The 21,237-nt window shown below is 71.0% G+C and carries 20 protein-coding genes and 1 pseudogene; 15 read left to right on the top strand and 6 right to left on the bottom strand.

Annotated features, from left to right (window positions below; all coding sequences use genetic code 11):
- The first annotated feature begins 108 nt into the window (after nt 1–108).
- From SSBG_RS07565 to SSBG_RS07520, 10 genes and pseudogenes are all read left to right on the top strand, one after another.
- Nucleotides 109–1,455, top strand: a complete 1,347-nt coding sequence (locus tag SSBG_RS07565) for an MraY family glycosyltransferase (protein ID WP_008745609.1) — start codon at nt 109–111, stop codon at nt 1,453–1,455.
- Between the two features lie 399 nt (nt 1,456–1,854).
- The gene (locus SSBG_RS07560) at nt 1,855–2,295 is read left to right on the top strand and encodes a hypothetical protein (RefSeq protein WP_037869175.1); all 441 of its coding nucleotides are present in this window, start codon (nt 1,855–1,857) and stop codon (nt 2,293–2,295) included.
- A gap of 225 nt (nt 2,296–2,520) precedes the next feature.
- Nucleotides 2,521–3,342 (top strand): F0F1 ATP synthase subunit A, encoded by an 822-nt coding sequence (gene atpB / locus SSBG_RS07555; RefSeq protein WP_037869174.1) that lies wholly within the window; start codon nt 2,521–2,523, stop codon nt 3,340–3,342.
- 74 nt (nt 3,343–3,416) lie between these two features.
- Nucleotides 3,417–3,659: an ATP synthase subunit C gene (locus SSBG_RS07550; protein WP_008745606.1), complete on the top strand. Its 243-nt coding sequence runs from the start codon at nt 3,417–3,419 to the stop codon at nt 3,657–3,659.
- 40 nt (nt 3,660–3,699) lie between these two features.
- A complete protein-coding gene (locus tag SSBG_RS07545; protein ID WP_008745605.1) occupies nt 3,700–4,242 on the top strand; it encodes a F0F1 ATP synthase subunit B in 543 nt (180 codons plus the stop codon).
- Entirely contained in the window at nt 4,239–5,054 is an 816-nt protein-coding gene (locus SSBG_RS07540; RefSeq protein ID WP_008745604.1) for a F0F1 ATP synthase subunit delta, read from the top strand. The genes SSBG_RS07545 and SSBG_RS07540 overlap by 4 nt, the downstream gene beginning before the upstream one ends.
- A gap of 172 nt (nt 5,055–5,226) precedes the next feature.
- On the top strand, nt 5,227–6,819 hold the full coding sequence (gene atpA, locus SSBG_RS07535; protein ID WP_008745603.1) for a F0F1 ATP synthase subunit alpha: 1,593 nt from the start codon (nt 5,227–5,229) through the stop codon (nt 6,817–6,819).
- Between the two features lie 20 nt (nt 6,820–6,839).
- On the top strand, nt 6,840–7,757 hold the full coding sequence (locus SSBG_RS07530; RefSeq protein ID WP_008745599.1) for a F0F1 ATP synthase subunit gamma: 918 nt from the start codon (nt 6,840–6,842) through the stop codon (nt 7,755–7,757).
- On the top strand, nt 7,757–9,199 hold the full coding sequence (gene atpD, locus SSBG_RS07525; protein WP_008745600.1) for a F0F1 ATP synthase subunit beta: 1,443 nt from the start codon (nt 7,757–7,759) through the stop codon (nt 9,197–9,199). Before SSBG_RS07530 ends, atpD (SSBG_RS07525) begins: the two co-directional genes overlap by 1 nt.
- 161 nt (nt 9,200–9,360) lie before the next feature.
- Nucleotides 9,361–9,612 (top strand): annotated as a pseudogene (locus SSBG_RS07520) (F0F1 ATP synthase subunit epsilon); the annotation flags it as partial.
- 30 nt (nt 9,613–9,642) lie between these two features.
- Here SSBG_RS07520 and SSBG_RS07515 read toward each other — a convergent pair.
- The 3 genes from SSBG_RS07515 to SSBG_RS07505 all read right to left on the bottom strand — a co-directional run bounded on the left by SSBG_RS07515 (nt 9,643) and on the right by SSBG_RS07505 (nt 12,538).
- On the bottom strand, nt 9,643–10,017 hold the full coding sequence (locus SSBG_RS07515; RefSeq protein WP_008745601.1) for a F0F1 ATP synthase subunit epsilon: 375 nt from the start codon (nt 10,015–10,017) through the stop codon (nt 9,643–9,645).
- 161 nt (nt 10,018–10,178) lie between these two features.
- The gene (gene atpD, locus SSBG_RS07510) at nt 10,179–11,621 is read right to left on the bottom strand and encodes a F0F1 ATP synthase subunit beta (RefSeq protein WP_008745600.1); all 1,443 of its coding nucleotides are present in this window, start codon (nt 11,619–11,621) and stop codon (nt 10,179–10,181) included.
- On the bottom strand, nt 11,621–12,538 hold the full coding sequence (locus SSBG_RS07505; protein ID WP_008745599.1) for a F0F1 ATP synthase subunit gamma: 918 nt from the start codon (nt 12,536–12,538) through the stop codon (nt 11,621–11,623). Before SSBG_RS07505 ends, atpD (SSBG_RS07510) begins: the two co-directional genes overlap by 1 nt.
- A 147-nt stretch (nt 12,539–12,685) precedes the next feature.
- Between SSBG_RS07505 and SSBG_RS07500 the strand changes: the two genes are divergently transcribed.
- Nucleotides 12,686–13,135, top strand: a complete 450-nt coding sequence (locus SSBG_RS07500; RefSeq protein ID WP_037869173.1) for a DUF2550 domain-containing protein — start codon at nt 12,686–12,688, stop codon at nt 13,133–13,135.
- 351 nt (nt 13,136–13,486) lie between these two features.
- On the opposite strand, the gene SSBG_RS07495 is transcribed toward SSBG_RS07500, so the two are convergent.
- Nucleotides 13,487–15,355 carry a glycoside hydrolase family 18 chitinase gene (locus SSBG_RS07495; RefSeq protein ID WP_008745597.1) on the bottom strand — a complete coding sequence of 623 codons (1,869 nt, stop codon included), beginning with the start codon at nt 15,353–15,355 and terminating at the stop codon, nt 13,487–13,489.
- A 405-nt stretch (nt 15,356–15,760) separates the two neighbouring features.
- On the opposite strand from SSBG_RS07495, the gene SSBG_RS07490 reads away from it, so the two are divergent.
- Nucleotides 15,761–16,198, top strand: coding sequence for a PPOX class F420-dependent oxidoreductase (locus SSBG_RS07490; protein ID WP_008745596.1), 438 nt, complete (start codon nt 15,761–15,763; stop codon nt 16,196–16,198).
- Here the strand turns inward: SSBG_RS07490 and SSBG_RS07485 are convergent.
- Nucleotides 16,177–16,815 (bottom strand): TetR/AcrR family transcriptional regulator, encoded by a 639-nt coding sequence (locus tag SSBG_RS07485; RefSeq protein ID WP_008745595.1) that lies wholly within the window; start codon nt 16,813–16,815, stop codon nt 16,177–16,179. The genes SSBG_RS07490 and SSBG_RS07485 overlap by 22 nt on opposite strands.
- 34 nt (nt 16,816–16,849) lie before the next feature.
- Nucleotides 16,850–17,422, bottom strand: a complete 573-nt coding sequence (locus SSBG_RS07480; RefSeq protein WP_008745594.1) for a cob(I)yrinic acid a,c-diamide adenosyltransferase — start codon at nt 17,420–17,422, stop codon at nt 16,850–16,852.
- Between the two features lie 272 nt (nt 17,423–17,694).
- Here SSBG_RS07480 and SSBG_RS07475 point away from each other — a divergent pair, with 272 nt between their 5' ends.
- The 3 genes from SSBG_RS07475 to SSBG_RS07465 form a co-directional block, all read left to right on the top strand.
- Nucleotides 17,695–18,543: a 3-hydroxyacyl-CoA dehydrogenase family protein gene (locus tag SSBG_RS07475; protein ID WP_008745593.1), complete on the top strand. Its 849-nt coding sequence runs from the start codon at nt 17,695–17,697 to the stop codon at nt 18,541–18,543.
- A gap of 196 nt (nt 18,544–18,739) precedes the next feature.
- Nucleotides 18,740–19,042: an STAS domain-containing protein gene (locus tag SSBG_RS07470; protein ID WP_008745592.1), complete on the top strand. Its 303-nt coding sequence runs from the start codon at nt 18,740–18,742 to the stop codon at nt 19,040–19,042.
- Nucleotides 19,043–19,356: 314 nt separating this feature from the next.
- Nucleotides 19,357–21,237 (top strand): ATP-binding protein (locus SSBG_RS07465; protein ID WP_008745591.1); only part of this gene is annotated, 1,881 nt, incomplete at its 3' end.

Here is a 21,237-nt window from a genome sequence, read left to right as displayed (position 1 = left end):
TGCGCTCCGCGACCCCGTGACCCGCTACGGGCGCGTTTCGGGGCAACCCGAGGGGCTACCCGGAAGGTCAGGACATCATGCGCGCGAAGCTAAGGTGTGCGCTGGAGGATGGCCGCTCGATCTGTGGGGAAGCCCGTGCGTGAATACCTGCTGACGCTCTGCATCACGATGGCGGTGACCTATCTGCTGACCGGACCGGTGCGGAAGTTCGCCATCGTCGCGGGGGCGATGACCGAGATCCGGGCCCGGGACGTGCACCGCGAACCGACCCCGCGGCTCGGGGGCATCGCGATGTTCGCGGGGCTGTGCGCGGGACTGCTGGTCGCGGACCACCTCACGAACCTCAACAACGTCTTCGTGACCTCGCACGAGCCCAGAGCGCTGCTCTCGGGCGCCGCGATCATCTGGGTCGTCGGGGTGCTCGACGACAAGTACGAGATCGACGCCCTCGTGAAGCTCGGCGGCCAGCTCATCGCGGCCGGTGTCATGGTCGTGCAGGGTCTCACCATCCTGTGGCTGCCGATCCCCGGCGAGGGCACGATCCTGCTGAGCGCCTGGCAGGGCAACCTGCTCACCGTCGCGCTCGTCCTCGTGACGGTCAACGCGGTCAACTTCGTGGACGGCCTGGACGGCCTCGCGGCCGGGATGGTCTGCATCGCCGCCACCGCGTTCTTCCTGTACGCCTACCGGATCTGGTACGGGCACGCCATCGAGGCGGCGGCGCCCGCGACCCTCTTCTCGGCGATCCTCATCGGCATGTGCCTGGGCTTCCTGCCGCACAACATGCCACCGGCGCGGATCTTCATGGGCGACTCGGGCTCCATGCTCATCGGTCTCGTGCTCGCCGCGGGCGGCATCTCGATCACCGGGCAGGTCGAGCCGGACGCGCTCAACCTCTTCACGGGCTCGGAGCGCGCCTCGGTGCACGAGATGGTGCCCTCGTACATCCCCCTGCTGCTGCCCCTGTCGATCATCGCGGTGCCGGCCGTGGACCTCGTGCTCGCCGTCGTTCGCCGCACCTGGCGGGGCCAGTCGCCGTTCGCCGCCGACCGGGGCCACCTCCACCACCGTCTGTTGCAGCTCGGGCACTCCAAGTCCCGTGCCGTGCTGATCATGTACTTCTGGTGCGCGCTGATCTCCTTCGGGACGCTCGCCTACTCGGTGAACTCGGCCTCGATGTGGATCGTGCTCGCGATCATGGCGGGGAGCGCGGTCGGTCTGGTCCTGCTCCTGCTGCCGCGCTTCCAGCCCCGGGTGCCGCACTGGGCGGAGGCGGCCGTGCCGCCCCGCTACCGGCGGCGCCGGGCGGCGCTGCGGCGGGCCAAGGCCCAGGCCGCGGCGGCGGCGGAGGAGGCGCAGGAGGGGGCCGCGGCGGCCCGTACGGCCCACGGGGCGACGGCGCTCGGCGCCCACGAGAAGCGGGACCCCGCGCACTCGGCCGGCTCGCGGCGCTGAGAGCGGGGGGGGCGGGGAGTCGGGAATCCGGGGGCCGGAGGCCGTGGGCCGGGAAAGGTTACGGTCCGGGCCGGGAGTTCACCAGGACGTGCCCAGCCGTCTCAACCGATGGCAAAATCCCCTTAATAGCAGACAACTTGATGAGGGGTCACGCGCCGAGCGGCGAATTAACGCTCACGTGTGACAACTAGCACACGTTCGAGGTAAAGACCTCATCAAATAGTTTGTGATAGCGTTCACGAGGCCGGGGGAACGGGGTCGAAGAGCCGTACTTGGACGGCCCGTTGACGCTCGTCATGCGGAGGCCCCCGCCTCCCGCCCGGTCTACGCTCGTCCCCGACGAGACCCCCTTGTGCAGTACCCCTGTGCTGTGCCCACCCACGTAGCGGAGTTGCCGCCATGCCCTCGCAGGACACCCTCCTCCTCCAGCGGACCGCTGTGCCCACAGCCGCCGCCGGCGCGGTCGCCGCTGTCGTCGGCGCGATCGTGGCAGGCGGAAAGGGAGCCCTCGGCGCTGTGGTCGCGACCGTCATCGTGCTGCTCTTCATGGGCGGCGGCCTCGCGATCCTCCAGTGGGTCGGCCGCACGTACCCGCAGATCTTCCAGGGCATGGGCCTCGCGCTCTACACGGGCCAGCTCCTGCTGCTCTTCGTCTTCGTGGCCGCCTTCAAGAACACCGATCTCTTCGACCCCAAGGTCTTCGCCGCCGTCATCGTGGCGGGGACCTTGATCTGGGTCGCGGCGCAGGCCCGCGCGCACACGAAGGCGAAGATCCTCTACGTCGACCCGGAGGCCGCGAACAAGGCCGGGAACGGGTCGAAGTCGGGGTCCCGCGCATGAGGGGTAGGGGCGGGATAAAGGGTCGCGGACGCGACTGCTATTGTCCGGTTCCAACTGCGGCATCGCGGACGCGGCCATCCGAGCCTCGTCCTGCTGGACCGCGAGGCTCGTCGAGCGAGAGCCGTCCCCACACCAGTAACACCAGTCCCGTGCCGACCAGCGGCTCCGCGCCGCGCCGACACAACGAGGTTGCCGTACCTATGCGCCACGCTGAAGGAGCCCGCGGTGAGTGCTGACCCGACGCAGGTGCTCGCCTTCGAGACCGACTGCCACATCTTCGACGGATGCGGTTTCCCGGCCCCGGGCCTGCACTCGTTCCTGTTCAAGCCGCTCTGGGGCGACGGGGACAGCAATCTTTACTTCAACAAGACGATGCTGCTCGCCCTCGTCGGCTCGATCATCATCGTCGGCTTCTTCTGGGCCGCCTTCCGCAAGCCGAAGGTCGTCCCCGGCAAGGTGCAGATGGTCGCCGAGGCCGGTTACGACTTCATCCGGCGCGGGGTCGTCTACGAGACGATGGGCAAGAAGGAAGGCGAGAAGTGGGTTCCGCTCATCGTCTCCCTCTTCTTCTTCGTCTGGATGATGAACCTCTGGTCGGTCATTCCGGTCGCGCAGTTCCCCGTCACGTCGATCATCTCGTACCCCGCGGTCCTGGCTCTCCTCGTCTACGTGACCTGGATCAGCCTGACCTTCAAGCGGCACGGCTGGTCCGGCTTCTGGAAGAACATCACCGGCTTCGACAAGTCGCTCGGCCCGGTCGCCTACCTCGCCGCCGTCATCGAGCTCTTCTCGAACCTGCTCGTGCGCCCCTTCACGCACGCGGTGCGACTCTTCGCCAACATGTTCGCGGGCCACACGCTGATCCTGCTCTTCACGATCGCGAGCTGGTACCTGCTCAACGGCGTCGGCATCGCCTACGCGGGCGTCTCCTTCATCATGACGCTCGTGATGACCGCCTTCGAGCTGTTCATCCAGGCTCTCCAGGCGTACGTCTTCGTGCTGCTGACCGTGACCTACCTCCAGGGCGCCGTCGCCGAGCACCACTGACCTCGGCCCGCCCCACCCCTGATCGTCCGGTGGCCAACCCCCACCGGCCCTTGTAAAGAGAAGGAAGAACCGGCATGTCCGCTCTCCAGAACCTTGCCGCCGATCATGTCTCCGGCTCGCTGGGCTCGCTCGGCTACGGCCTCGCCGCCATCGGCCCCGGCGTCGGCGTCGGCATCATCTTCGGCAACGGCACCCAGGCGCTCGCCCGCCAGCCCGAAGCGGCCGGCCTGATCCGCGCCAACCAGATCCTCGGCTTCGCCTTCTGTGAGGCGCTCGCCCTCATCGGTCTGGTCATGCCGTTCGTCTACGGCACCTGATCCGCCCGCGACGTACGCCCACTAGACGGAAGGCACCCAAGTGAGCTCACTGCTGATGCTCGCGGCGGAGGAGGAGAACCCCCTCGTTCCGCCGATCCCCGAGCTGGTCATCGGCGCCCTCGCCTTCGTCATCGTCTTCGGCCTCCTCGCCTGGAAGCTCCTCCCGAACATCAACAAGGTTCTGGACGAGCGCCGTGAGGCCATCGAGGGCGGGATGGAGAAGGCCGAGGCCGCTCGTACCGAGGCCGACAGCGTGCTGGAGCAGTACAAGGCCCAGCTCGCCGAAGCCCGCCACGAGGCCGCCCGGCTGCGGTCCGAGGCGCAGGAACAGGGCGCCACGCTCATCGCGGAGATGCGCGCGGAGGGCCAGCGGCAGCGTGAGGAGATCATCGCCGCCGGTCACGCCCAGATCGAAGCGGACCGCAAGGCCGCGGCGACCACCCTGCGCCAGGACGTCGGCCGCCTCGCGACCGAACTGGCCGGCAAGCTGGTCGGCGAGTCCCTGGAGGACCACGCCCGCCAGAGCCGGACGATCGACCGTTTCCTCGACGAACTCGACGCGAAGGCTGAGGCGGCACGATGAACGGAGCGAGCCGCGAGGCACTGTCGGCAGCGGTCCAGCGTCTCGACGCGCTGACGGACTCCACGTCCGCCGACGCCACGACGCTGGCCGAGGAGCTGACGGCGACCACCACGCTGCTCGACCGCGAGGTGTCCCTGCGTCGGGTCCTCACCGACCCGGCGCAGCCCGCCGAGGCCAAGGCGCAGCTCGCCCAGCGCCTCATCGGCGGCCAGGTCAGCGGGCCCACCGCCGACCTCGTCGCCGGACTGGTGCGCTCCCGCTGGTCGCGTTCGCGCGACTTCACGGACGCGCTGGAGGAGCTGGCGACCCTCGCCGAGCTGACCGCGGCGCAGCGGGCCGGCGGCCTGGACGACGTGGAGGACGAGATCTTCCGCTTCGGCCGGATCGTCGTCTCCGACCACGCGCTGCGCGCCGCGCTCACCGACGACTCGGCCCCCGCCGAGGCGCGTGCGGGCCTGGTGCGCGCCCTTCTCGCGGGCCGTGCCCACGCGAGCACCGAGCGGCTGCTCGCTCGGCTCGTGGCACACCCCCGAGGACGTAGCCTGGAAAGCGGGCTGGAAACGCTCGCCCGGCTCGCCGCCGAGCGCCGCAACCGGCTCGTGGCCGTGGTCACCTCCGCGGTACCCCTCAGCGAAGCCCAGCGCGACCGCCTCGCGCGGTCCCTGGCGAAGCTGTACGGCAAGGAGCTGCACCTCAACCTCGATGTGGAACCGGACGTCCTCGGCGGCATCCGTGTCCAGATCGGTGACGAGGTCATCAACGGCTCCCTCGCCGACCGCATCGACGAGGTCAGCCGCCGGATGGCCGGCTGACCCCGGTCGTCGCCGCCCGGCCCTCGTGGCCGGGCCCGTACGGCCGAGCAGCTTGAGAGACATGCAGGATCAAACGGCCCGGTTGGGCCGTCCACAGGATGAAGAAGTTCTGGGGGGTTCCCCCAGGAACCCCCAAAGACTTCGGGCCCAACAAGGAGAGCAGGGAACTCAGATGGCGGAGCTCACGATCCGGCCGGAGGAGATCCGGGACGCACTGGAGAACTTCGTCCAGTCGTACAAGCCGGACGCGGCCTCGCGCGAGGAGGTCGGCACTGTCACCACCGCGGGCGACGGCATCGCCCGCATCGAGGGGCTGCCCTCGGCGATGGCGAACGAACTGCTGAAGTTCGAGGACGGCACCCTCGGCCTCGCCCTCAACCTTGAGGAGCGCGAGATCGGTGCCATCGTCCTCGGCGAGTTCAGCGGCGTCGAGGAGGGGCAGCCGGTCACCCGTACCGGCGAGGTCCTCTCGGTCGGCGTCGGCGACGGCTACCTCGGCCGTGTCGTCGACCCGCTGGGCACCCCGATCGACGGCCTCGGCGAGATCGCGACCAGCGGCCGCCGCGCGCTGGAGCTTCAGGCTCCCACCGTCATGCAGCGCAAGTCGGTCCACGAGCCGATGGAGACGGGCTACAAGGCCGTCGACGCCATGACCCCGATCGGCCGCGGCCAGCGTCAGCTGATCATCGGCGACCGCCAGACCGGCAAGACCGCGCTGGCCGTCGACACGATCATCAACCAGCGGGCCAACTGGGAGTCGGGCGACCCCAATAAGCAGGTGCGCTGCATCTACGTCGCCATCGGCCAGAAGGGCTCCACCATCGCCTCGGTGCGCAGCTCCCTCGAAGAGGCCGGCGCGCTGGAGTACACGACGATCGTCGCCTCGCCGGCCTCCGACCCGGCCGGCTTCAAGTACCTCGCCCCGTACACCGGCTCGGCCATCGGCCAGCACTGGATGTACGACGGCAAGCACGTCCTGATCATCTTCGACGACCTGTCGAAGCAGGCCGACGCCTACCGCGCCGTCTCCCTGCTGCTCCGCCGCCCGCCGGGGCGCGAGGCGTACCCGGGTGACGTCTTCTACCTGCACTCGCGTCTGCTGGAGCGCTGCGCGAAGCTCTCCGACGACCTGGGCGCCGGCTCGATGACGGGTCTGCCGATCGTGGAGACGAAGGCCAACGACGTCTCGGCGTTCATCCCGACCAACGTCATCTCCATCACCGACGGCCAGTGCTTCCTGGAGTCCGACCTCTTCAACGCCGGTCAGCGCCCCGCGCTGAACGTCGGTATCTCGGTCTCCCGCGTCGGTGGCTCCGCCCAGCACAAGGCGATGCGGCAGGTCTCCGGGCGTCTGCGCTTGGACCTCGCCCAGTACCGCGAGCTGGAGTCCTTCGCGGCCTTCGGCTCCGACCTGGACGCCGCCTCCAAGGCACAGCTCGCCCGCGGTCAGCGCCTGGTGGAACTGCTCAAGCAGGACCAGTACCGGCCGATGGCCACCGAGGACCAGGTCGTCTCCATCTGGGCCGGTACCAACGGCAGGATGGACGAGGTGCCCGTCCCCGACGTGCGCCGCTTCGAGAAGGAGCTGCTCGGCTGGCTGCGCCAGACGCGGCAGCCGCTCCTCACCTCCATCAAGGAGGGCGCCAAGATGTCGGACGACACCATCACGGCGGTCGGCGACGCGGTCGAGGAGTTCAAGAAGCAGTTCCAGACCTCGGACGGCCAGCTACTGGGCGACGACGCCTCCGCGACCGCCGCCAAGTGACGACCGAAGGGACCTGACTCATGGGAGCCCAGCTCCGGGTCTACAAGCGGCGCATCCGGTCCGTCTCGGCGACCAAGAAGATCACCAAGGCGATGGAGATGATCGCCGCCTCGCGCATCGTCAAGGCGCAGCGCAAGGTGGCGGCCTCGACCCCGTACGCGACCGAGCTGACCCGCGCGGTCACCGCGGTCGCGACCGGCTCGAACACGCAGCACCCGCTGACCACCGAAGCCGAGAAGCCCGTCCGCAGCGCTGTCCTGGTACTCGCCAGCGACCGCGGGCTGGCCGGTGCCTTCAACGCCAACGCGCTCAAGCAGGCGGAGGCGCTGACCGCGAAGCTGGAGGCCGCGGGCCGCACGGTCGACATCTATGTCGTCGGCCGGCGCGGCATCGCGCACTACAACTTCCGTGAGCGTGCCCTCGCGGGTTCGTGGACCGGCTTCACCGACGAGCCGACCTACGCCGACGCCAAGACGGTGGCCGCGCCGCTGATCGAGGCCATCGAGAAGGACACGGCGGAGGGCGGCGTGGATGAACTCCACCTCGTCTACACCGAGTTCGTCTCGATGATGACGCAGACCGCGCGGGACGACCGGCTGCTGCCGCTCCGTCTCGACGAGGTCCAGGAGGAAGCGGCGCCGGAGGGCGAGATCCGTCCGCTCTTCGACTTCGAGCCCTCGGCCGAGGACGTCCTCGACGCCCTGCTGCCGCGGTACGTCGAGAGCAGGATCTACAACGCGCTGCTCCAGTCCGCCGCCTCCAAGCACGCTGCCACGCGGCGCGCGATGAAGTCGGCCACGGACAACGCCGGAGAGCTGATCAACACGCTGTCCCGGCTTGCCAACCAGGCCCGCCAGGCCGAAATCACCCAGGAAATCAGCGAGATCGTCGGTGGCTCCAGTGCCCTGGCCGACGCGAACGCGGGGAGTGAAAAGTAATGACGACCAGTGTGGAGACGGCCGTCGCGACGGGCCGCGTCGCCCGGGTGATCGGCCCGGTCGTCGACGTGGAGTTCCCCGTCGACGCGATGCCGGAGATCTACAACGCGCTGCACGTGGACATCGACGACCCGGCCGAGGAGGGGACGCGCAAGACGCTGACCCTCGAGGTCGCCCAGCACCTGGGTGACGGCCTGGTCCGCGCGATCTCCATGCAGCCCACCGACGGCCTGGTGCGCCAGGCCCCGGTGACCGACACCGGCGAGGGCATCAAGGTCCCGGTCGGCGACTTCACCAAGGGCAAGGTGTTCAACACCCTCGGCGAGGTGCTGAACAAGCCGGAGGAGAACGCGAACGTCGGCGAGCGCTGGGCGATCCACCGCACCGCGCCGAGGTTCGACGAGCTTGAGTCGAAGACCGAGATGTTCGAGACCGGCATCAAGGTCATCGACCTGCTGACCCCGTACGTCAAGGGCGGCAAGATCGGCCTGTTCGGTGGTGCCGGTGTCGGCAAGACGGTGCTCATCCAGGAGATGATCTACCGCGTCGCCAACAACCACGACGGTGTCTCGGTGTTCGCCGGTGTCGGTGAGCGCACCCGTGAGGGCAACGACCTCATCGACGAGATGAGCGAGTCGGGCGTCATCGACAAGACCGCGCTGGTCTTCGGCCAGATGGACGAGCCCCCGGGGACCCGTCTGCGCGTCGCGCTCGCCGGCCTGACGATGGCCGAGTACTTCCGCGACGTCCAGAAGCAGGACGTGCTGTTCTTCATCGACAACATCTTCCGCTTCACGCAGGCCGGTTCCGAGGTCTCCACGCTGCTCGGCCGGATGCCCTCCGCGGTGGGCTACCAGCCGAACCTGGCCGACGAGATGGGTCTCCTCCAGGAGCGCATCACCTCGACCCGTGGTCACTCCATCACCTCGATGCAGGCGATCTACGTCCCCGCCGACGACCTCACGGACCCGGCCCCGGCGACCACCTTCGCGCACCTCGACGCGACGACGGTGCTCTCCCGCCCGATCTCCGAGAAGGGCATCTACCCGGCCGTGGACCCGCTGGACTCCACGTCCCGCATCCTGGACCCGCGGTACATCGCGAAGGACCACTACGACACCGCCATGCGGGTCAAGAACATCCTTCAGAAGTACAAGGACCTCCAGGACATCATCGCCATCCTCGGTATGGACGAGCTGGGCGAGGAGGACAAGCTGGTCGTCTCGCGCGCCCGTCGTGTCGAGCGCTTCCTCTCCCAGAACACCCACGTCGCCAAGCAGTTCACCGGCGTGGACGGCTCGGACGTGCCGCTGGACGAGTCGATCGCGGCCTTCAACGCGATCTGCGACGGCGAGTTCGACCACTTCCCGGAGCAGGCGTTCTTCCTCTGCGGTGGCATCGAGGACCTCAAGGCCAACGCCAAGGAGCTGGGCGTCTCCTGACCCCGCCGCTCCAACGCCGTCCGGCCGGGCACCGTCCCGGCCGGCGGCACCCGGGGCAGGTACCCCGGTCCGGGGCGCCCGCCCCTGGGGCCCGTACCCGCCCCGTAGAATCTTTTCCCACACCCGGCCGGCGCGCCGGGTGGTGACCCGAGGAGCACCTCTTGGCTGCTGAACTGCATGTCGAGCTGGTGGCCGCGGACCGCAGTGTCTGGTCCGGCGAGGCCACCCTCGTCGTCGCCCGCACCACCTCCGGCGACATCGGCGTCATGCCCGGTCACCAGCCGGTTCTTGGTGTGCTGGAGTCGGGCCCGGTGACGATCCGTACCACCGACGGCGGCACCGTCGTCGTCGCGGTGCACGGCGGCTTCCTGTCCTTCGCGGACAACAAGCTGTCGCTGCTCGCGGAGATCGCGGCGGCTGAGGTACTACGTTAGCGCGTGCGGTCAGTGGGACGCCGCCGCCCGCAGCCGGACCTCGGCCCGGCGCTCGGCGTGGGCGTCCGCGTCGGACTTCGCACGCTCCAGCGCGCGCTCGGCACGCTGGACGTCGATCTCCTCGGACAGCTCCGCGATCTCCGCGAGCAGCGACAGCTTGTTGTCCGCGAAGGACAGGAAGCCGCCGTGCACCGCGACGACGACGGTGCCGCCGTCGGTGGTACGGATCGTCACCGGGCCCGACTCCAGCACACCAAGAACCGGCTGGTGACCGGGCATGACGCCGATGTCGCCGGAGGTGGTGCGGGCGACGACGAGGGTGGCCTCGCCGGACCAGACACTGCGGTCCGCGGCCACCAGCTCGACATGCAGTTCAGCAGCCAAGAGGTGCTCCTCGGGTCACCACCCGGCGCGCCGGCCGGGTGTGGGAAAAGATTCTACGGGGCGGGTACGGGCCCCAGGGGCGGGCGCCCCGGACCGGGGTACCTGCCCCGGGTGCCGCCGGCCGGGACGGTGCCCGGCCGGACGGCGTTGGAGCGGCGGGGTCAGGAGACGCCCAGCTCCTTGGCGTTGGCCTTGAGGTCCTCGATGCCACCGCAGAGGAAGAACGCCTGCTCCGGGAAGTGGTCGAACTCGCCGTCGCAGATCGCGTTGAAGGCCGCGATCGACTCGTCCAGCGGCACGTCCGAGCCGTCCACGCCGGTGAACTGCTTGGCGACGTGGGTGTTCTGGGAGAGGAAGCGCTCGACACGACGGGCGCGCGAGACGACCAGCTTGTCCTCCTCGCCCAGCTCGTCCATACCGAGGATGGCGATGATGTCCTGGAGGTCCTTGTACTTCTGAAGGATGTTCTTGACCCGCATGGCGGTGTCGTAGTGGTCCTTCGCGATGTACCGCGGGTCCAGGATGCGGGACGTGGAGTCCAGCGGGTCCACGGCCGGGTAGATGCCCTTCTCGGAGATCGGGCGGGAGAGCACCGTCGTCGCGTCGAGGTGCGCGAAGGTGGTCGCCGGGGCCGGGTCCGTGAGGTCGTCGGCGGGGACGTAGATCGCCTGCATCGAGGTGATGGAGTGACCACGGGTCGAGGTGATGCGCTCCTGGAGGAGACCCATCTCGTCGGCCAGGTTCGGCTGGTAGCCCACCGCGGAGGGCATCCGGCCGAGCAGCGTGGAGACCTCGGAACCGGCCTGCGTGAAGCGGAAGATGTTGTCGATGAAGAACAGCACGTCCTGCTTCTGGACGTCGCGGAAGTACTCGGCCATCGTCAGGCCGGCGAGCGCGACGCGCAGACGGGTCCCCGGGGGCTCGTCCATCTGGCCGAAGACCAGCGCGGTCTTGTCGATGACGCCCGACTCGCTCATCTCGTCGATGAGGTCGTTGCCCTCACGGGTGCGCTCACCGACACCGGCGAACACCGAGACACCGTCGTGGTTGTTGGCGACGCGGTAGATCATCTCCTGGATGAGCACCGTCTTGCCGACACCGGCACCACCGAACAGGCCGATCTTGCCGCCCTTGACGTACGGGGTCAGCAGGTCGATGACCTTGATGCCGGTCTCGAACATCTCGGTCTTCGACTCAAGCTCGTCGAACCTCGGCGCGGTGCGGTGGATCGCCCAGCGCTCGCCGACGTTCGCGTTCTCCTCCGGCTTGTTCAGCACCTCGCCGAGGGTGTTGAACACCTTGCCCTTGGTGAAGTCGCCGACCGGGACCTTGATGCCCTCGCCGGTGTCGGTCACCGGGGCCTGGCGCACCAGGCCGTCGGTGGGCTGCATGGAGATCGCGCGGACCAGGCCGTCACCCAGGTGCTGGGCGACCTCGAGGGTCAGCGTCTTGCGCGTCCCCTCCTCGGCCGGGTCGTCGATGTCCACGTGCAGCGCGTTGTAGATCTCCGGCATCGCGTCGACGGGGAACTCCACGTCGACGACCGGGCCGATCACCCGGGCGACGCGGCCCGTCGCGACGGCCGTCTCCACACTGGTCGTCATTACTTTTCACTCCCCGCGTTCGCGTCGGCCAGGGCACTGGAGCCACCGACGATCTCGCTGATTTCCTGGGTGATTTCGGCCTGGCGGGCCTGGTTGGCAAGCCGGGACAGCGTGTTGATCAGCTCTCCGGCGTTGTCCGTGGCCGACTTCATCGCGCGCCGCGTGGCAGCGTGCTTGGAGGCGGCGGACTGGAGCAGCGCGTTGTAGATCCTGCTCTCGACGTACCGCGGCAGCAGGGCGTCGAGGACGTCCTCGGCCGAGGGCTCGAAGTCGAAGAGCGGACGGATCTCGCCCTCCGGCGCCGCTTCCTCCTGGACCTCGTCGAGACGGAGCGGCAGCAGCCGGTCGTCCCGCGCGGTCTGCGTCATCATCGAGACGAACTCGGTGTAGACGAGGTGGAGTTCATCCACGCCGCCCTCCGCCGTGTCCTTCTCGATGGCCTCGATCAGCGGCGCGGCCACCGTCTTGGCGTCGGCGTAGGTCGGCTCGTCGGTGAAGCCGGTCCACGAACCCGCGAGGGCACGCTCACGGAAGTTGTAGTGCGCGATGCCGCGCCGGCCGACGACATAGATGTCGACCGTGCGGCCCGCGGCCTCCAGCTTCGCGGTCAGCGCCTCCGCCTGCTTGAGCGCGTTGGCGTTGAAGGCACCGGCCAGCCCGCGGTCGCTGGCGAGTACCAGGACAGCGCTGCGGACGGGCTTCTCGGCTTCGGTGGTCAGCGGGTGCTGCGTGTTCGAGCCGGTCGCGACCGCGGTGACCGCGCGGGTCAGCTCGGTCGCGTACGGGGTCGAGGCCGCCACCTTGCGCTGCGCCTTGACGATGCGCGAGGCGGCGATCATCTCCATCGCCTTGGTGATCTTCTTGGTCGCCGAGACGGACCGGATGCGCCGCTTGTAGACCCGGAGCTGGGCTCCCATGAGTCAGGTCCCTTCGGTCGTCACTTGGCGGCGGTCGCGGAGGCGTCGTCGCCCAGTAGCTGGCCGTCCGAGGCGGCTGAAACCATAGGGGCGGGCCCCGCGGGGCGCCGCGCAACCGTCATCGGAGAGGCGAGGAGGTCGTTACTGGTGTTCCTCACTCTTCTGGTGTGCGGGCTGGTCGTGGTCCTGGTGGCGGCCGGGCTGTTCGTCTTCGGGCTGCGCAGGCGGCTCATCCAGCGCTCGGGCGGCACCTTCGACTGCTCGGTGCGGTGGAACGCGCCCCCGCGCGGCGAGGCCGCGAGCGGCAAGGGCTGGATCTACGGCGTGGCTAGGTACAACGGCGACCGCGTCGCCTGGTTCCGTGTCTTCTCCTACTCGCCCCGCCCGCGCCGGCTCCTGGAGCGCTCCGAGATCGAGGTCACCGACCGGCGCCTGCCGGAGGGCGAGGAGGAACTCGCGCTCCTGTCCGACGCGGTCGTGCTGGGCTGTCTCCACCGGGGCACGCGCCTCGAACTCGCCATGAGCGAGGACGCGCTGACCGGCTTCCTCGCCTGGCTGGAGGCGGCGCCCCCCGGCCAGCGGGTCAACGTGGCGTAGGCGGACCCCCACGGACGCGGGGGAGCGGCTGTCCGCCTCCGGTGCCGGGCCGTGCGGCGGCGAGTACGCGGAGCGGCTGTCGCCCCGTACGGACGTGGCTGTCAACCCGGTGCCGTGCGGGGGCACTTCGGGCGTACGAGCGAGAAGGGCCCTCCCGGGCGTGCGCACGGGAGGGCCCTTCCGGTTGTGCGGGTGGGCGCGTGTCCGGGTGCGCGAGCGGGCCGGGCCGCCCGGGGGTGCGTGCGGGCGGTGGCCGGGACGGCGAGAAGCCGGGGAGACGGGGGGCGTTCCCGTCTCCCCGGCTTCGATCCCGGGGGGGTATCGCGGTGGTGCGGTCGTGCGGGCCGGAGGTTACTTGAGGCCGTCGCTCATCGCCGTGACGAGTTCGCCGTTGCCGGTGTCGCCGCTGAACTCCCAGGCGAAGGCGCCGCCGAGGTTCTGGCTCTTGGCCCAGGCCATCTTGCTCTTGACCGTCGCCGGGGTGTCGTAGCTCCACCACTGGTTGCCGCAGTGCGCGTAGGCGGTGCCGGCGATCGTGCCGTTGGCCGGGCAGCTCGTCTTGAGGATCTTGTAGTCCTCGATGCCGGGCTCGTACTTGCCGGGCGCCGGGCCGGTCGCGGTGCCGCCGGGGGCGTCCTGCGTGACGCCGGTCCAGCCGCGCCCGTAGAAGCCGATGCCGAGCAGGAGCTTGGCGGCCGGGACGCCCTGCGTCTTGAGCTTCGCGATGGCGTCGGCGGAGTTGAAGCCCTGCTGCGGGATGCCGTTGTACGAGGTGAGCGGCGAGTGCGGGGCGGTCGGGCCCTGCGCGTTGAAGCCGCCGAAGAAGTCGTACGTCATGACGTTGTACCAGTCGAAGGACTCCGCCGCGCCCGCGTAGTCGGCCGCGTCGATCTTGCCGCCGTTGGAGCCGTCCGCGGTGATCGCGGCCGTGACGAGGTAGTCCTTGCCGAAGGTCGAACGGAGCGCGGAGGCCAGGTTGCCGAGGGCCGCGCGACCGCTCGTGTCGCACTGGAGACCGCAGGCGTTCGGGTACTCCCAGTCGATGTCGATGCCGTCGAAGACATCGGCCCAGCGCGGGTCCTCGACCAGGCCCTTGCAGGACTGGGCGAAGGCGGCCGGGTTCTTCGCCGCCTCGGTGAAGCCCGCCGACCAGCTCCAGCCGCCGAAGGACCACAGGACCTTGAGGCCCGGGTGCTTCGCCTTGAGCTTGCGGAGCTGGTTGAAGTTGCCGCGCAGCGGCTGGTCCCAGGTGTCGGCCACGCCGTCCACCGACTGGTCGGCGGTGTACGCCTTGTCGGTGGCCGCGTAGGCGTCGCCCATGACGCACTTGCCGCCGGTGACGTTGCCGAAGGCGTAGTTGATGTGCGTGATCTTCCCGGCGGACCCGGAGGTCTCCAGGTTCTTCACGTGGTAGTTGCGGTCGTAGACGCCCCACTCGGTGAAGTAACCGAGCTTGACCGGGCCGCCCGCGTTCGGGTTCTCCGGGGTGCCCGGGTCCGTGGAGCCGCCGGTGGTGCGGACCTTGACCGCGCCGGAGACCGGGCCCGTCTGGTCGGCGGTGTCACGCGCCTGCACCGTGTACGAGTAGTCCGTGCCGGCGGTGAGGCCGTTGTCCGTGTACGTGGTGCCGGTCACGGTGGAGACCTTGGCGCCGTCGCGCAGGACGTCGTAGTTCTTGACGCCCTTGTCGTCGCTCGCCGCGCCCCAGCTCAGCTTCACCGAGGTGTTGGTGACGCCGGAGGCGGTGGGGGTGCCCGGAGCGGTGGGCGGGGTGTCGCCGGGGGTCGAGGTCCCGTCGCACGAGCCGCCGTTGAGCTTGCAGCCGGAGGGGGAGCCGGTGCCGGAGCCGTTGAAGCCGAAGGAGACCGAGGCGCCGGGGGCGAGGCTCGCGGCCCAGCTCTTGTTCTTGGCGGTCCAGTGGTTCCCGGAGTTGGTGACGTCCGCGTCCCAGGCCGAGGTGACCTTGGTGCTGGAGGGGAAGTCCCACTCGACGGTCCAGCCGTTGAGGGTCGTGGTGCCGGTGTTCTTCACCGTCCACTTGCCCTCGAAGCCGCTGCCCCAGTCCTGGGTACGGGTGTAGCTCGCGCTCGCCCCGGCGGCGGCCTGGGCGGGGGAGGCGCCCAGACCGACGAGGGCGGCGGCGGGGAGAAGGAGGGTCGTGAGTCCCGCGAGGACTCTGGTGCGCAGACGGCCCGGTCTGCTGCGGGTTCCTGAACTCAAGGCGTACTCCAGGAGTTGAGCACCGATGATGGGGGTGGAACCCTGCGTCGCCCGTGAACACGGCCCCTCGGGGAGGTGGCCCGTTCACCGCAGATGGGGGCAGCGTAGAAAGGTCTGGACCAGCGGTCAAGAGGTCTGGACCAAAAGGAGTGACGGGGTGTAGGGACGCACGGGCCCGCAGCGCGCGGAGTGCCGGTCCGCTCCGCGATCTCCGCGTTCCCGAGCCCTTCGCCGCGGGCTCATCGCGCTCGCGTACGTCCTCCGGCCCCGGCGCGCGCCCAGGAGCGGGGAATCCGCGGAGGAACCAGGCTGAGGCGTGCCGCGTTGTGCCGGGTGTGGTCGCCGCCGCGACCGCGACCGGCGGCCGGGCGCCGGGCCCGGCAGCGACCGAGCGAAGGATTCGCCATGCCCCCGCACGACATCCGCACCTCCGTCCTCGCGCTCCTCGGCGACAGCGGCCGGGGCGGTGTGCTCACGCTCAAGAAGGACGGCCGCCCCCAGGTCTCCACCATCGACTACGCCCACGACCCGGCGACCGGCCGTGTCCGCTTCTCCACCACCGACGGCCGCGCCAAGGTCCGCAACCTGCGCCGCGACCCCCGCGTCAGCCTCTACGTCTCGCGCCCCGACGGCGGGGCCTACGGCGTCTGCGAGGGCGTCGCCACGCTCACCCCCGTCGCCGCCGCGCCCGACGACGCGACGGTGGCGGAACTGGTCGGCCTGTACCGGGCGGTGCGCGGCGAGCATCCCGACTGGGACGAGTACCGCAGGGTCATGGTCGAGGACCGCCGCCTCGTCGTCTCCTTCACGATCGGCCACGTCTACGGGTGGGGCGGGGTCTGAGCGGGCGGGGCTCCGGCCTGCGGTCCGGTGACGCCCATGCCGTCGAGCCAGGTCTCCAGCGCCGCGCGCAGGTGGGCCGGTGAATCGGTGCTCGCCATCATGAGGACGCCGCCCTGGACGGCCGCGAGCAGCGCCGCCGCCGCGCGGTCCGGGTCGGCGTCCGGGCGGGCCGTGCCCCGCGCCTGGTGGGCGCGCAGGCCCGCCGCGAGGGCGGCCTGCCACCGGGAGTGCATCCCGGAGACGATCTCGCGCACGCCCGGGTCGCCCAGGCCGAGCTGCGCGGTGAGCGCGCTCAGGTCGCAGTTCGGGCCCTGCGCCGCGTAGTGGGCGTGGACCCGCTCGGCCCAGGCGCGCCAGGAGCCGCCCTCGGCGAGGGCGCTCAGCTCGGGTTCCTGGTCGAGCAGGATCTGCTCCCCGGCCCGGCGGGCCACGGCCAGGAGCAGTTCGGCCTTCCCCTCGGGGAAGTAGTGGAAGAGCTGGCTGCTGCTGACCCCGGCCGCGTGCCGGACGTCCTCCAGCGCCGTCCCGCTCGTCCCGTGCTCCCGCACCAGCTCCGCCGCGTGCTCCACGATGCGGTGCCGGGTCGCGAGACCCTTGGCGGTGATTCCACGAGGCATGACCCCAGCGTAAGCGAACGGCGCGCGCCCTTCGCTAGCGCTCCCCGCCCGGTACCCACAGCACGTCCCCGCGCTCCTTGTTCGCCGCTCGGGCCAGGATGAAGAGCAGGTCGGAGAGGCGGTTGAGGTACGTCGCCGTGAGCGGGTTCATCGTCTCGCCGTGCGCCTCCAGGGCGGCCCAGGTCGAGCGCTCGGCGCGCCGGACCACCGTGCACGCCTGGTGGAGCAGGGCCGCGCCCGGGGTGCCGCCCGGCAGGATGAAACTGTCGAGCTTCGGGAGCGGGGCGAGGAAGCGGTCGCAGTCCTCTTCGAGACGGTCCACGTACGCCTGCTCGACGCGCAGCGGCGGGTGGGCGGGGCGCTCGACGACGGGGGTGCTGAGGTCGGCGCCCACGTCGAAGAGGTCGTTCTGCACCCGCGTCAGGACCGCGACGACGTCCGCGTCCAGACCGCCGAGGGCGAGTGCCGTGCCGAGCGCGGCGTTCGCCTCGTTCGCGTCCGCGTAGGCGGCGATACGGGGATCGGTCTTGACGGTGCGGGACATGTCGCCGAGCGCCGTCGTGCCCCGGTCGCCGGTGCGGGTGTAGATACGGGTCAGGTGCACCATGCGGGCAGCCTATCGGGAGCGCCGCGCACGGCCTGGTTCGGGCGATTGTGTGATGTGCGCCCGGGGGAACGTGACGCGCATCTCTTCGGCGCCACCGCGCACCGCAACGGCGCTAATCTCCGCCGGGGGCCGGTGACTGAACCGGCGTCACGGGCGGGGCACCACGGGCGTCCCCCGCCCCCGCCGGGGCGGCACGACCGCGAGGCGGAGCAGCGGAAGCCGGAACAATACGGCCGGTCAGCACAGCCGAATCGACACAAAGGGGTGCGGAAGTGGCAAGGAAGCTCGTCGTGGTCGGGGCCGGGCTCATGGGCTCGGGCATCGCGCAGGTCGCCGCGCAGGCCGGCTGGGAGGTGGCGCTGCGGGACGTGACCGACGCGGCGCTGACCCGGGGCACGGACGCCATCAGGGCCTCGTACGACAAGTTCGTCTCGAAGGGCAAGCTCGCGGCCGAGGAGGCGGAGGCCGCGCTCGCGCGGATCAGCACCACGACCGATCTCGACGTCGCCGCGGAGGCCGAGATCGTGGTCGAGGCCGTCTTCGAGAAGCTCGACGTCAAGCACGAGATCTTCCGCGCCCTCGACGGCATCGTGAAGGACGAGGCGGTCCTCGCCTCGAACACCTCCGCCATCCCGATCACGAAGATCGCCGCCGTCACCTCGCGCCCCGAGCGCGTCGTGGGCACGCACTTCTTCTCGCCGGTGCCGATGATGGCGCTCTGCGAGCTGGTGCGGGGCTACAAGACGAGTGACGAAACCCTGGTCCGCGCGCGGGAGTTCGCCGAGTCCACCGGGAAGACCTGCATCGTCGTCAACCGCGACGTCGCCGGGTTCGTGACCACCCGCCTCATCACCGCGCTCGTCGTGGAGGCGGCCAAGCTGGAGGAGTCCGGCGTCGCGAGCGCCGAGGACATCGACCTCGCCTGCAAGCTCGGCTTCGGCCACGCGATGGGGCCGCTCGCGACCGCCGACCTCACGGGCGTCGACATCCTGCTGCACGCCGCCGACAACATCTACACCGAGTCGCAGGACGAGAAGTTCGCGGCCCCCGAGCAGATGCGCCGGATGGTGGACGCCGGTGACATCGGCCGCAAGAGCGGGCAGGGCTTCTACGCGCACTGATCCCCCTCCGGGGCTTCGCACGCGCCTTCGGGCGCCGCGGAGGCGGCGGCGTCCCGTGCGGACGCCGCCTCACCCTTCGGGGTGAATTCGGTATCGGTTCGCTCACAGACGGCAACTTCTGTTCCGGGACGGCAGTCAGTTGCTGTGACATACAGGGACACGCGTTGGCTGACATGAACACATCAGGGAGTGGGTTATGCACATCAGGGGCGACCACAGTGAGCTGGTCGTCGGGGGCCGCCTCGATGTCCGCAGCGCGGCGGACGCCCGTTCGATTCTCCACACCGCCGTCGACGACGGGGCGGGGGATCTCGTGCTCGATCTCTCCGAGCTGGACTCCTGGGACGCGACGGGGCTCGGGGTGATCATGGGGGCGCACCGCAGGGCGGGGCGGTGCGGGCGGCGCCTCGTCCTGCGGGCGGTGCCGGCGCAGATGCAGAGGTTGCTGGTGGCGACGCGGTTGCACCGGATTCTGGCCATCGAGGCGGTTGCGCCGTAGGCGGGGCGGGGGCGGCAGTGCGGAGTCGCCGGGGGTGCCGTCGCGGGGCTCCGCCCCGCGCTCCGGTTCGGGGCTCCGCCCCCGGCCCCGCTCCTCAAGCGCCGGAGGGGCTTCATTTTGGTGCGGGCCTCGCTTGGGTGCGGGCTTCCATTTTGGTGCGGGACGGATTTCTTGAGTGCGGGACCTCGGAATCCTCACGAGACCGTGATGTCCCCGGCGCCGCTCGCGGGGGTGCCTTCGGGAATACTGGCCTGAGGTTTTAGGGTGCCTTCGCTGACCGACGGTACAGACGCTTCTTGGGGGGCACAGGACCAATGGACGAACGCGAGCCTGAGCTTCCGGCGGCCGCGGCGGAGGCCATCGAGGCCGTGGAGGCCGCCGCCGAGACCGGTGGCGGATCGCCGTTCGACGCCTTCGGGACCCGCGACGAGGCCGAGGCCGACCCCGCCGCGGACGAGGTCGCCGACCTCCTCGCCCCCTTCGGCGCGCCCCACGCCGCCAAGGCGCCCGAGGAGCCCATACCCGCCGACCAGGGCCCCGCCGACCAGGAGCCCGGCGACCAAGGCCCCGTCGTGCTGCCCAGCGGACTGCCCAAGCGGGAGCCCGGCCGCACCTCGGCCCCCCGCAACGCCGGTCCGGCGCAGCGCGAATCCGTCTTCGGCACGGCGCCCGGGGAGTCCCCGGCCCCCGCCTCGTCCTCCTCGTCCTCCTCCTTCTTCGGCTCCGCGCCCGCCCCGCGCCAGGAGCCGGTGCCCCCGCCGCCCCCCGCCGAGGACGCGGCGCCCGAACCCGTACGGGACATGAGCACCGCTCTGCGGCGGCGCCCCCGCCCCGCGCGCGACCCGCTCGGCCCCGATTTCGGGCCCGTGCCCGCCGGGCCCGCCAGGACCACCCGGATCGTCGCCGACGACCTGCTGCTCACCGTCAACCCGGTGGACGGCTCCGAGGTCACCCTCTGCCCGCCCGGGGAGCTGCCCGAGCGCCCCGCCAAGCGCGGCCCCGCCGTCCGCGCCGAGCGCTCCCGCGCCGCCCGCCCCCCGCTGCCCAGCGGCCCCGCGGGCGGACCCGGCCGGCTCCTGGAGCGCACGGAGCTGCGGGAGCGGATCACGCGGCTGCTCGCCCGGGGCCGTTCCGTACGGCTCACCGGGCCCGGCGGCAGCGGCAAGAGCGCGCTGCTCGCCGAACTCGTGGACGCCTGCGCCGAGCTGGCCCCGGACGGAGTGGTGCTGCTCAGCGGCCGCGGCCGCACCCCCGCCGACCTTCTCGGCGACCTCGCCACCGAGGTCTTCGAGCTCACCCGCCACCGCCCCGGCCCCGCCCTGCTGCGCGAACTGCTCGCCGAGGTCGGCGCCGTCGTGATCGTCGACGACCTGGAGTTCGGCGCGGCGGCGCTCGACGAGATCCTCGACGTGACCCCCGAGTGCGCCTTCCTCCTCGCCACCACGCCCGACACCCCCGCCCCCTCCGCCGAGGCCCGGCTGGAGGAGCTGACCCTCTCCGGCGTCGGCCGCCCGGGCGGCCTGGCCCTCCTGGAGCGCGCCGTGGGCCGCGCGCTCTCCGAGGAGGAGGCCAACTGGGCGGGCGACCTGTGGTTCGAGTCCGAGGGCCTGCCGCTGCGCTTCGTCCAGGCCGGGGCCCTGCTCCAGCAGCGCGACGCGCTCACCGCCGAGGCCGGGCCCGGCCCCGACGAGGAGGACTTCGCCTTCTTCGCCGGCACCCAGGCCGACGCCGCCCGCCCGGGCCCCGAGGGCGAGGTCCCGCTGCCGACCCTCGCCGAGGGCGCCGCGCCCGCCGCCGCGCTCGCCGCCCGGCTCAGCGAGGCCGCCCGCGAGACCCTGCGGCACGCCGTCGCGCTCGGCGGTGAACTCCCGCACCCCGCCCACCTGCCCGCGCTCACCGGCGACACCCACGCCGACGCCGCCCTCGCCGAACTCACGGCGACCGTGCTCGTGACCCCGGCGGGCAGCGGCCGCCGCCTCGCCACCGGCGTCCTCGTCCAGCTGGAGGCCGCCGGGTACGCCGAGGACGCGCCCGCGCGCGCCGACGCCGTCGCCCGGCACTACGCCTGGTGGGCCGCCCACCCCTCCGTGACCCCCGAGCGGGTCGCCGCCGAGGCCGAGGCGGTGCTCGCCGCGCTCGCCGCCTGCGTCGCCGAACCCCTCCCGCCCGTCGAGGGCGAGGGCGCCGAGGACGAC

It is taken from the genome of Streptomyces sp. SPB074 (genome assembly GCF_000154905.1).
Classification (GTDB): domain Bacteria; phylum Actinomycetota; class Actinomycetes; order Streptomycetales; family Streptomycetaceae; genus Streptomyces.
The sequence above is the reverse complement of the archived record's forward strand: the minus strand, read 5'-3'. Positions and strand labels throughout refer to the sequence as shown.

Excerpts from the sequence above, each read along its gene's own strand:
- SSBG_RS07565 (WP_008745609.1), top strand. The coding sequence starts at position 109 with ATGGCCGCTCGATCTGTGGGGAAGCCCGTGCGTGAATACCTGCTGACG.
- SSBG_RS07560 (WP_037869175.1), top strand. The coding sequence starts at position 1,855 with ATGCCCTCGCAGGACACCCTCCTCCTCCAGCGGACCGCTGTGCCCACA.
- SSBG_RS07550 (WP_008745606.1), top strand. The coding sequence starts at position 3,417 with ATGTCCGCTCTCCAGAACCTTGCCGCCGATCATGTCTCCGGCTCGCTG.
- SSBG_RS07540 (WP_008745604.1), top strand. The coding sequence starts at position 4,239 with ATGAACGGAGCGAGCCGCGAGGCACTGTCGGCAGCGGTCCAGCGTCTC.
- atpA (WP_008745603.1), top strand. The coding sequence starts at position 5,227 with ATGGCGGAGCTCACGATCCGGCCGGAGGAGATCCGGGACGCACTGGAG.
- SSBG_RS07530 (WP_008745599.1), top strand. The coding sequence starts at position 6,840 with ATGGGAGCCCAGCTCCGGGTCTACAAGCGGCGCATCCGGTCCGTCTCG.
- atpD (WP_008745600.1), top strand. The coding sequence starts at position 7,757 with ATGACGACCAGTGTGGAGACGGCCGTCGCGACGGGCCGCGTCGCCCGG.
- atpD (WP_008745600.1), bottom strand. The coding sequence starts at position 11,621 with ATGACGACCAGTGTGGAGACGGCCGTCGCGACGGGCCGCGTCGCCCGG.
- SSBG_RS07505 (WP_008745599.1), bottom strand. The coding sequence starts at position 12,538 with ATGGGAGCCCAGCTCCGGGTCTACAAGCGGCGCATCCGGTCCGTCTCG.
- SSBG_RS07490 (WP_008745596.1), top strand. The coding sequence starts at position 15,761 with ATGCCCCCGCACGACATCCGCACCTCCGTCCTCGCGCTCCTCGGCGAC.
- SSBG_RS07485 (WP_008745595.1), bottom strand. The coding sequence starts at position 16,815 with ATGCCTCGTGGAATCACCGCCAAGGGTCTCGCGACCCGGCACCGCATC.
- SSBG_RS07480 (WP_008745594.1), bottom strand. The coding sequence starts at position 17,422 with ATGGTGCACCTGACCCGTATCTACACCCGCACCGGCGACCGGGGCACG.
- SSBG_RS07470 (WP_008745592.1), top strand. The coding sequence starts at position 18,740 with ATGCACATCAGGGGCGACCACAGTGAGCTGGTCGTCGGGGGCCGCCTC.